The organism is Lichenihabitans sp. Uapishka_5, assembly GCF_033947565.1.
In the GTDB taxonomy this organism is placed as follows: Bacteria; Pseudomonadota; Alphaproteobacteria; order Rhizobiales; family Beijerinckiaceae; genus Lichenihabitans.
This window is the reverse complement of sequence record NZ_JARPVX010000187.1, coordinates 1-1690: the sequence shown is the minus strand read 5'-3', so window position 1 is coordinate 1690 and position 1690 is coordinate 1. Positions and strand designations below refer to the sequence as shown.

The 1690-nt window shown below is 58.4% G+C and carries 2 protein-coding genes; both read right to left on the bottom strand.

Translation table 11 applies throughout. The annotated features are described in order from the left end of the window. Positions 1-28: 28 nt before the first annotated feature. Positions 29-526: an acyltransferase family protein gene (locus P7D22_RS23035; protein WP_319936574.1), complete on the bottom strand. Its 498-nt coding sequence runs from the start codon at positions 524-526 to the stop codon at positions 29-31. A 651-nt stretch (positions 527-1177) separates the two neighbouring features. Then, positions 1178-1321 carry a hypothetical protein gene (locus P7D22_RS23030; RefSeq protein WP_319936573.1) on the bottom strand — a complete coding sequence of 48 codons (144 nt, stop codon included), beginning with the start codon at positions 1319-1321 and terminating at the stop codon, positions 1178-1180. Positions 1322-1690 lie beyond the last annotated feature (369 nt).

Here is a 1690-nt window from a genome sequence, read left to right as displayed (position 1 = left end):
GGCATTGGCAACACCTCTGATGAAAGCTTCAGGGTGTCCACCAAACCGGGTCAATCCCAACCCATGACTCGAAGCTCGGCTGCAAAGCGGTCGACCAGTGAGCGCCGGTGACCCGGAGGGCGGCCGCATAGATCAGCAGGACAGTCACGCCATAGACCGGCAGCAGCCGGAACAGGCGGCCGGCGAAGAACGCGTTCAGGTTGAGCGCACCACGGGCCGCCTTGATGCGGCCGAAGAACAGAAAGCCAGTGATCATGAAGAACAGGACGACGCTGCAGCCGCCCATCAGATTGTGAAGATGGGTCGGCGGCACCTCCCAGCGGCCCGTGTGCTTCCATTGGTACGAGATGAAGAAGTGATGGAAGAAGACGGATAGCGCGAGAACGCCCCGCAATCCGTCGATCGAGGCCAGCCGGTTGGCGGAGGGCTGCACGATCCGGGCCAGCCGGGTGCCCCATACGCCCGCCCCTACGATCGCGAAGGCTCCAATCGACAGCCAGGGGGAGGGGTGGGCGATATAGGTCAAGCTGCCTTTCTCCTAATAGTGAAGATAGCTATATAAATAGATCGCACCACGGCCTCCCTCATAAAGCCATGGCGAGACAAAATCCACGCGAACTAACTACATTCACAAGCACCAGCTGAACCGCTTCAGCCCCCCCGAGCGGTTTGATAATCAATCGATTGCACGCACAACTTTGCTAATTCTACACGGGCATTTAAGTGTGCCTTGGCGATAAGCAGCAGCACCACTGAGGGTCAAACAATGGAGGCCTAACGCTTGCGCCATCACCACCTCGAACGACGATCGTCGCCAATCTCAACGGCGGCCAGCCTGAAACGGCAGCTTTGCTAATCAATGTGGCATTCCTGAAAAGCGACACAACGGCAGAATCAAATGATTGCTCCGTTCATATCGTCTCCACGTAGGTTGCCGCCTAACCCGAGGTCGCCGCATCATCTTTCAGACATGAACTGCCGCGGAGAGAACGGGTCGGTGTGCCGGATTTAGATAAATCCGGCACACGTTCCCAGTCCAGCCACATGGCCCGATGCAGCAGAGCAATGTCATTTAGGCGCGCTTCGCACCACCTCCAACCAACCCCGATCAAAGTCGCGATCAGGCTCGAGGCATGTTCCTTCAGCCCATTCGTTCGAGATCACGTGAGAAGGTCGATCAATCGGTCGCGTCGACGATCGCGTTGCGCACGGCTTGCTCTTGTGGACCATCGCTGTAGCCGAAATCCGCCCGCGGCGCGGTGGGGCGCCAAAGGCCATCCTGGTCAGACTTCACATAAGCAAGGGCGGCGAGATCGATCATCAAGAACCCATAACGGCTGTTTCGACCTGGCTGAACCCTTGCCCGAGAGGGGACCACACGAGCTCCTGCCGCAGCCTTATCGCACTGCCCTCTCATAGATCGGTGGCACTCGGCAACGGAGATCGTTCGAGAACAAGCGAGCTATGCGGGAGCCTGGGTAACGCTGTTGGATCAATAGCGACGTATCAGGACGCGTGTTGAGCCCAGTAAAAGTCCGATTTTGACCGGCGACCTCCCGAAGGCACTCTCGGCGTGCCTAGGAGGATGCTCCACACCTGTGCTGGCCGCTACGTGCAGCGCAAGAATGGGACGAACTAGAGCTGTTGCCTTTCAATCTGGGTCGCATGCGTCGTAGCCGGCGGCAGCGAT

Excerpts from the sequence above, each read along its gene's own strand:
- P7D22_RS23030 (WP_319936573.1), bottom strand. The coding sequence starts at position 1,321 with ATGATCGATCTCGCCGCCCTTGCTTATGTGAAGTCTGACCAGGATGGC.